The organism is Streptomonospora sediminis, from assembly GCF_054778995.1.
In genome coordinates, this window is the sequence record NZ_BAAGYZ010000050.1 from 1 (window position 1) to 8,742 (window position 8,742).

Annotated in this window: 2 protein-coding genes; both read left to right on the plus strand. The window is 71.6% G+C overall.

The window, feature by feature from the left end; translation table 11 throughout:
• The first annotated feature begins 15 nt into the window (after positions 1-15).
• Entirely contained in the window at positions 16-5,853 is a 5,838-nt protein-coding gene (locus ACYVD5_RS11785) for an SDR family NAD(P)-dependent oxidoreductase (protein ID WP_461001029.1), read from the plus strand.
• Positions 5,854-5,962: 109 nt separating this feature from the next.
• A partial coding sequence (locus ACYVD5_RS11790; RefSeq protein WP_461001030.1) for a type I polyketide synthase occupies positions 5,963-8,742 on the plus strand: 2,780 nt, incomplete at its 3' end.

Sequence of the window (8,742 nt, forward strand, 5' to 3'; positions counted from 1 at the left end):
CGGGTGGCCCGGTGGTTGGCGGATCTGGATGTGGCGCGGGTGGTGCTGCTCAGCCGCAGCGGCGCCGGAGACGCCGACGCCCTGACCGAGCTCGGCGATTTTCTGGCGGGCAACGGGATCGGTCTGGACGTGATGGCGTGTGATGTGGCCGATCCGGCGGGTGTGTCCGCGGCGGTTGCCCGGGTCGAGGAGAGTGGCCCGCCGTTGCGCGGGGTGGTGCATGCGGCTGGAACCGTGCAGAACCAGGTGTTGGATGAGTTGACGTGGGACGAGTTCGCGGCGGTGGCGCGGGCGAAGGTGGTGGGCGGGTGGAACCTGCATGAGGCCACGCGCGGCTGCGATCTCGGGTTGTTCGTTCTGTTCACCTCGATTTCGGGCGTGTGGGGCTCGGGTGGCCAGGGCGCCTATGCCGCGGGCAATGCGTTTCTGGACGGACTGGCCGCCTACCGGCGTTGCGTCGGCCTGGCGGGCACGGCCGTCGCCTGGGGGCCCTGGGAAGGCGGCGGAATGGTCTCCGACGGCGGGACCATCGAGCATCTGCACCGGCTGGGCCTGTCGCGGATCACGCCGGAGATCGGTATCGCCGCGTTGGGCCGGGTCGTGGCGGGTGGCGATGCCCATGCCGTGGTGGCCGATGTGGACTGGTCCCGGTTGGCGTCGGCGTTCGCCGCGGCCGGAATGGAGCGGCTGTTCGAGGAGATCCCTGAAGCCGGTCCGGCCCTCCGTACCGAACTCCGTGCCGAACCGTTCGCCGGCGGCAGGGCCGGCGGCCTGGTGGCCGATTTGGTCGGGCGTCCGCGGGTGGAGCAGGAGCGGGTGCTGGTCGAGTTGATCCGTGAGCATGGTGCCGTGGTGTTGGGCCACGGTGACGGGGCGGGTTTGGATGTGGACCGGTCGTTTCGGGATCTGGGGTTCGATTCGCTGACGGCGGTGGAGTTCCGGGATCGGGTGTGTGCGGCGACGGGGGCGTCGTTGGCGGCGTCGGCGGTGTTCGATTTCCCGACGCCGCAGCGGCTTGCGGTGCATGTGTTGGAGGAGTTGGTCGGTGCGGAACCGGCTGGCGCGCGGGTTCGGGTTGCTGAGCCGCAAGGTCTCGATGCGGGTGGGCCGGTCGCGATTGTGGGGATGGGGTGCCGGTTTCCGGGGGGTGTGTGTGGGCCGGAGCAGTTGTGGTCGCTGGTGGAGTCCGGTGGTGATGCGATCGGCCCGTCGCCGGGGGACCGGGGGTGGGCGGTGCGGGAGACGGGGGGGTTTTTGGATGCGGCGGGGGCGTTTGATGCGGGGTTTTTCGGGATTTCGCCGCGTGAGGCGTTGGCGATGGATCCGCAGCAGCGGTTGGCGTTGGAGTGTTCGTGGGAGGCGTTGGAGCGTGCGTTGATCGATCCGGCGAGTTTGCGGGGGTGTGATGCGGGTGTGTTTTTGGGGGTGACGTATTCGGGTTATCAGTCGGCGGTGGAGGCGTCGCGGGAGGAGGCGGCCCGCGGCTATGGGTTGACGGGGTCGGCGCCGAGTGTGGCGTCGGGCCGGGTCTCCTACGCCCTGGGCCTGGAGGGGCCGGCGGTTTCGGTGGATACGGCGTGTTCGTCGTCGTTGGTGGCGTTGCATTGGGCGGTGCAGGCGTTGCGGCGGGGGGAGTGTTCGCTGGCGTTGGCGGGCGGCGTGACCGTAATGGCCACCCTCGGTGCCTTTGTGGAGTTCGGGCGCCAGGGCGGGTTGGCGGCCGACGGCCGGTGCAAGGCGTTCGGCGAAGGCGCGGACGGCACCGGCTGGTCGGAAGGCGCGGGCATGCTCGTGCTGGAACATCTCTCGGATGCGCGGCGGTTGGGCCATCCGGTCCTGGCCGTGGTCCGCGGGTCCGCGGTGAACCAGGACGGGGCCTCCAATGGGCTGACCGCGCCGAACGGTCCCGCACAGCAGCGGGTGATCCGGCAGGCGCTGGCCGGGGCCGGGGTATCGGCCGCGGAGGTCGATGCGGTCGAAGCCCACGGCACCGGGACGTCGCTGGGCGATCCGATCGAGGCCCAGGCGCTGCTGGCGACCTATGGGGCGGACCGGCCCGGCGAGGACCCGTTGTGGTTGGGGTCGGTCAAGTCCAACATCGGGCACACGCAGGCGGCCGCCGGTGTGGCGGGGGTGATCAAGATGGTGGAGGCGATGCGGCACGGCCGGTTGCCGAAGACGCTGCATGCGGAGGTGCCGTCGCCGCACGTGGATTGGTCGGCGGGAGCCGTGCGGCTGCTGAGCGAATCGCGGCCGTGGGAGCGCAACGGCCGCCCGCGCAGGGCGGGGGTGTCCTCATTCGGGATCAGCGGCACCAACGCCCATGTGCTGCTGGAACAGGCCGACAGTGCGGGCGCCTCCGGCGACGGAACCGCAGCTCCACCGATCTCCCCGATTGCAGCGGCGGCGAACGCGGATACGCATTTCGAGCATCCGGTGCCGTTGGTGGTGTCGGCGCGGGATGGTGCGGGGTTGGGGGCGCGGGCGGCGCAGTTGGGCGCCCCGGACGGTCCGGTGGCGGAGTTGCCGGTGGTGGATGTGGCGTGGTCGTTGGCGCGGTCGCGGGCGGGGTTGGGCCGCCGCGCGGTGGTGCTGGGCTCGACCCGGGAAGAGCTGCTGGCCGGGTTGGGTGCGGTGGCCGGGGGCGGTACCGCCGGGAACGTCGTCCGCGGCGGTGGTGCCGCGGGTCAGGCGCCGTTGGCGGTGGTGTTCTCGGGTCAGGGGGCGCAGTGGCCGGGGATGGGCCGGGACCTGTATGCGCGGTATCGGGTGTTCGCGGCGGCGGTGGATGAGGTGTGTGCGCATTTCGATGTGCTGCTGGACGGCCCGTTGCGGGAGGCGATGTTCTCGGGGGAGTCGCTGGATGAGACGGGGATTGCCCAGCCGGCGTTGTTCGCCTTCGAGGTCGGGTTGTTCCGGCTGCTGGAGTCCTGGGGCATCACGCCCGATTACGTGATGGGCCATTCGGTGGGCGAGTTCGCGGCCGCTTATGTGGCGGGGGTGTGGTCGTTGCGGGATGCGTGTGCGGTGGTGGCGGCGCGGGGGCGGTTGATGCAGGCGTTGCCTGCGGGTGGGGCGATGGTGTCGCTGCAGGCGACGGAGGAGGAAGTGCTTCCGCTGCTGGAGGGCCTGGCCGATCGGGTGGGGGTGGCGGCGGTCAACGGTCCGGGTTCGGTGGTGGTTTCGGGTGATGCGGATCCGGTCGGCGGGATCGAAGGCACGGTTGCTTCCTGGGGTCGTAAGACGCGGTGGTTGCGGGTGAGTCATGCGTTCCATTCGCCGCGGATGGATCCGATGGTGGCCGAGTTCGCCCGGGCCCTGGAACAGGTCGCGTTCCACCGCCCCGAACTGCCGGTGGTGTCGAACCTGACGGGGGAACTGGCGGATCCGGAGTTGCTGTGTTCGGTGGAGTATTGGGTTTCGCATGTGCGCCGGCCGGTCCGGTTCGGGGCGGGGGTGGCCGATCTGGTGGAACGGGGTGTGGGCCGGTTTGTGGAGGTGGGTCCGGATGCGGTGTTGGTGCCGGCGGTGGGTGAGGTCGCGCCGGGGGCGGTGGTGGTGGGGACCCAGCGCCGTGATCGGCCTGAGGCCGAGACCCTGTTGACTGCGGTGGCCCGGTTGTATGTGGAGGGCGCGGCCGTCGACTGGCCCGCCGTCATCACCGGCACCCACGACCCGACCGGTTCCTCGCCGGCAGGGGTCGACCTGCCCACCTACCCCTTCCAACGCGACCACTACTGGCTGTGCCACGACCCCGAACCGGCCGACCCGGTCGCGGACTGCCGATACCACGTCGACTGGCGTCCGCTGCCCCGGGAAACCGGCGGCACCGGGTCCGATCGCGCCTGGCTGGTCCTTGCACCCGCCCACGATGAAACCGTCAACACCACCACGGACGAATTTGGCAACCTGGACGAGCCCGACACGATCGCCACCCGACTGGCCGAAACCCTCAGTGCGCGCGGTGCGTCGGTCCGCCTCCTGCGCATCGGCCGACTCGACCGCGCCCACCTGCGGGAACGGATCGGCGAAGCGGCCGACGCGCTCCGCAACCGCGGCGACGGCAGCGCCTACGGCTCTGGCACCGCCACCGGCAACACGGAGATCGGCTGCCTTTCGCTGCTCGGCACCGCTGCAGGCGGCCACCCCGACGCGCCGGCGGTGCACCGGGGACTCGCCGCCACCGCGGCACTGGTCCAGGCCCTCCGCGACGTGTCGCTGCCCGGTCCGCTGTGGTGCCTGACCCGCAACGCGGTGAACGCGACCACCGCGGATTCGCCGACCGACCCGGACCAGGCACAGGTGCGGGGATTCGGCCGCGTGGCCGCCCTGGAACACCCCGCCTTGGTGGGTGGCCTCGCCGACCTGCCGGAACGGATCGGCGAGGCCGACTTCGACACCCTGTGCGACCTCCTTGATGGCCGGTACCGGCACGACCAGGTCGCAGTCCGGGGAACCACCGCCTACGGGTGCCGGGTCGTACAACGCCGCGCCGCTGCGCCCGAACACCACTGGCAGCCGCGCGGGACCGTCCTGGTCACCGGGGGAACCGGTGCGCTGGGCATCGAGGTGGCCCGGTGGCTGGTCCTCCGGGGGGCCGACAACGTGCTGCTGCTGAGCCGGAGCGGCGCCGACCACGCCCCCGGGCTGGAGCAAGAGCTCACCGGGTCCGGGTCCAGCACCACCGCGATCACCATCGCCCGGTGCGACGTCGCCGACCGGGACCAGCTCGCGGCCGCCCTCGCCGCGATCCCCGCGGAGCACCCCCTCACCGGTGTCATCCACGCCGCCGGGGCCGGCGAGTTCCGGCCCGTGGACGAGATCGGTCCGGCCGAACTCGCCGCGGTCACAACCGCCAAGGTGCGCGGCGCCCAGCACCTGCACGAGCTGACCCGCGACCTCCCCCTTGAGGTGTTCGTGCTGTTCTCCTCCATCGCCGCGGTGTGGGGCAGCGGTGCGCAGGCGGGCTACGCGGCGGCCAACGCCCACCTCGACGCGCTGGCCGCCCGCCGCCGTGCCCAAGGGCTGCCGGCGACCTCGATCGCGTGGGGCCCGTGGGCAGGGGGCGGCATGGCGAGCGAACCGGGCGCCGAAGACGCGCTGACCAAGCGCGGCCTGGCCCTGCTCGACCCCTCGTTCGCCATCGCCGGCCTGCAGCGCGCAATCGATGCCGGCGACTCCTCCGTGGTGTTCGCCGACGTCGATTGGGCACGGTTCCTGCCCTCCTTTACCGCACTGCGCACCACCGCACTGTTCGACGAGCTGCGGCAGGCGCGCAATGCGCTGGAAACCGCGCCGGGCACCGGGACGAGTACCGGTTCCGAGCCGGAGTTCCAGCGGCGGCTCGCCGGACTCCCGGAACCGGAACGGCGCCAAGAAGTGCTCAACCTGGTCCGCAGCCGGGCGGCAGCCGTACTCGGGGTCACCGATGCCGCGCACGTCCCCGACGGCCAGGCGTTCAAGGAACTGGGGTTCGACTCGCTCACCGCGGTCGAAATGCGCGACGCCCTCGTTTCCGCCACCGGGGCCGCACTCCCGGCGTCCCTGGTCTTCGACCACCCGACCCCGTCCGCCCTCGCCGACCACCTGTACCGGGAGATCGGCGGCGGCGAGCAGGCGCTGGCCTCGCAATCGGTCCTGGCCGACCTGGACCGCCTGCGCGCCGGCCTCGCCGCCACCGACCTGTCCGCGACCGATCGGCTGACCGCCGAGCGGCACCTGAACGAGATGCTGCTGCAGCTCAACGGAAGAACGCGGCCGCACACCGCAATGGACGACAGTCCCGACGACCTCAGTGACGCAACAGACGACGAGCTTTTCGACGCGCTAGACGGCGAACTCGGAACGCATTAACGGAACCTGGCCAGAGTTTTCTCCCGGGCCGATTGCGGCCGGACAACCTGCGGTCAACGCAGGCGCGGGAGTTTGCGCGCTATGCAAAACATTATCGAGGAGTGTTTCGGTGAGTGACGAGCAGAAACTCCGGGAGTACCTCAAGCGTGCGACCAGCGATCTGAAGAATGCCAACCGCCGTGTTCGCGAACTCGAATTGCAGCAGGGCGAGCCGATCGCGGTCGTGGGGATGGCCTGCCGCTACCCCGGCGGCGTCTCCACTCCCGAGGAGCTGTGGCGGCTCGTCCGCGACGAGGCCGACGCCATCACCGAGGTGCCAAGCGACCGGGGCTGGGACGCGGCCGAACTGGCGGAGGCCGACGCCCCGCCCGTCGGCGGTTTTCTCGACGGCGCCGCCGACTTCGACCCCCGGCTCTTCGGAATTTCCCCGCGCGAGGCACTGGCGATGGACCCGCAGCAGCGGCTCCTGCTGGAGTGCTCCTGGGAGGCGTTGGAGTCGGCGGGTATCGCACCGACCGGCCTGCGGGGTTCCGACACCGGCGTGTTCGTCGGAACGAGCGGCCAGGACTACGCCGCGCTACTCAACGGGGCCGGCGCCGACGCGGACGTGGCCGGCCACGTCGCAACCGGCAACCTCGCCTCGGTCCTGTCGGGGCGGGTGGCCTACGTGTTCGGCCTCGAAGGGCCCGCACTCTCGGTGGACACCGCATGCTCGTCGTCGCTGGTGGCGCTGCACTGCGCCGTGCAGGCGCTGCGGCGGGGCGAATGCTCGGCGGCGCTGGCGAGCGGTGTCACGGTCATGTCGACGCCGGGGGCGCTCAAGGAGTTCGGCAGGCAGGGCGGTATGGCCGGCGACGGCCGGTGCAAGCCCTTTGCCGAGGGCGCCGACGGCATCGTGTGGTCCGAAGGGATCGGTGTGCTCGTGGTCGAGCGGGTGTCCGACGCCGAACGCCGCGGCCACCGTGTTCTGGCCGTCGTCCGCGGGTCCGCGGTCAACCAGGACGGTGCGTCGAACGGCCTGACGGCGCCGAGCGGCCCGTCGCAGCAGCGGGTGATCACCCACGCGCTCGCCGACGCGGGCGTGCCCGCGGGCGCGGTGGACGCGGTGGAGGCGCACGGCACGGGCACGGCACTGGGCGACCCGATCGAGGCCCAGGCGCTGATGGCCACCTACGGCCGGGACCAGGCCGACCACCCGCTGTACCTGGGGTCGGTGAAGTCCAACATCGGGCACACGCAGGCCGCAGCGGGGATGGCCGGCGTGATCAAGATGATCGAGGGGATGCGCCGCGGCGAGCTTCCCCGCACGCTGCACGCGGACGAGCCCACATCGCAGGTGGACTGGTCATCCGGCGGGGTGGAGCTGCTGCGCCGGCGGCGCGCGTGGCCGGAGAACGGGCGCCCGCGCCGGGCCGCGGTCTCCGCGTTCGGTGTCAGCGGCACGAACGCGCACGTGATCCTCGAAGGCGTTTCCCAGCCGGACCCGCAGCCCGAGCCCGACCGGACGGAACCCGACATTGTGCCGTGGATCCTGTCCGCGACGGACGCCGAGGCAGTGCGCCGCCAGGCCGAACGGCTCCGCACCCATGTGGCCACCCGCGACGAGCCCACCGCCGACGTCGGTTTCTCGCTGGCCACCACCCGCGCCTCGCTGCCGCACCGCGCGGTTGCGCTCGGCGGGTCGAGGGACGAGCTGACCGCTGCGCTGGCCGCGCTGGGCGAGGGCACCCCTTCCCCGGACGTCATCGAGGGCGCGGCGGATCTGACCGGCAACGCGGTGTTCGTCTTCCCCGGCCAGGGGGCGCAGTGGGCGGGGATGGCGGGCGAGCTGCTGGAGTCCTCCCCTGTCTTCGCGGACCGGATCGCCGCCTGCGAGCGGGCGCTGGCGCCGTTCGTGGACTGGTCCCTTAGCGCGGTCCTGCGCGAGGATCCCGCAGCGCCCGCCCTGGACCGGGTCGACGTGGTGCAGCCCGCCCTGTTCGGGGTGATGGTCTCGCTGGCGGAGCTCTGGCAGGCCTACGGCGTGCGGCCGACCGCCGTCGTCGGGCACAGCCAGGGCGAGATCGCGGCTGCGTACGTGGCAGGCGCGCTATCTCTGGAGGACGCCGCACGGATCGCCGCGCTGCGCAGCAAGGAGCTGGCCGCACTGGCGGGTTCCGGCGGAATGGCCTCGGTGGCGCTGCCCGAAGACGAGGTGGAACGCGACATCTCCCGGCTGGCCGGCCGGATCTCCATCGCCGCCGCCAACGGGGCGTCGTCGGTCGTGGTCGCGGGTGACTGCGAGGCCCTGGACGAACTGGTCGAAGAGTGGACGGCGCGCGAGGTACGGGCACGCCGCATTCCGGTCGACTACGCCTCGCATTCAGCCCAGGTGGAAACGATCCGCGGCGAAATCCTGGCGGCGCTCGCCGATCTGGCCCCTGTGCCGGTGGAGATCCCGTTCTTCTCGACGGTGGATTCCCGGTACGTGGCGGGTCCGGAATTGGACGCCGAATACTGGTACCGCAACCTCCGGCAACCGGTGCGGTTCGCATCCGCCGTGCAGAGCCTTCTCGCAGCGGGCGGCGACGTTTTCCTGGAGATGTCCCCGCAACCGGTGCTCTCAATGGCGGTGCAGGAAACCATCGAAAGCACCGGCGCCCGCGGAACGGGAATCGGGTCGCTTCGCCGCGGCGAAGGAGGGCTGCGCCGGTTCCTGACATCGCTTGCTGAAGCCCACGTGCGCGGTGTCGCGGTCGACTGGAGCGCCGCATTCGCCGAGTCGGCGCCGGCCGCGGTCGGTTTGCCGTTGTATGCGTTTCAGCGGGAGCGGTTTTGGCCGGTGGTGGGTGGGGTTGGTGGGGGTGTGGTGGGTGGTGCGGGGATTGAGGTGGTGGGTCATCCGTTGTT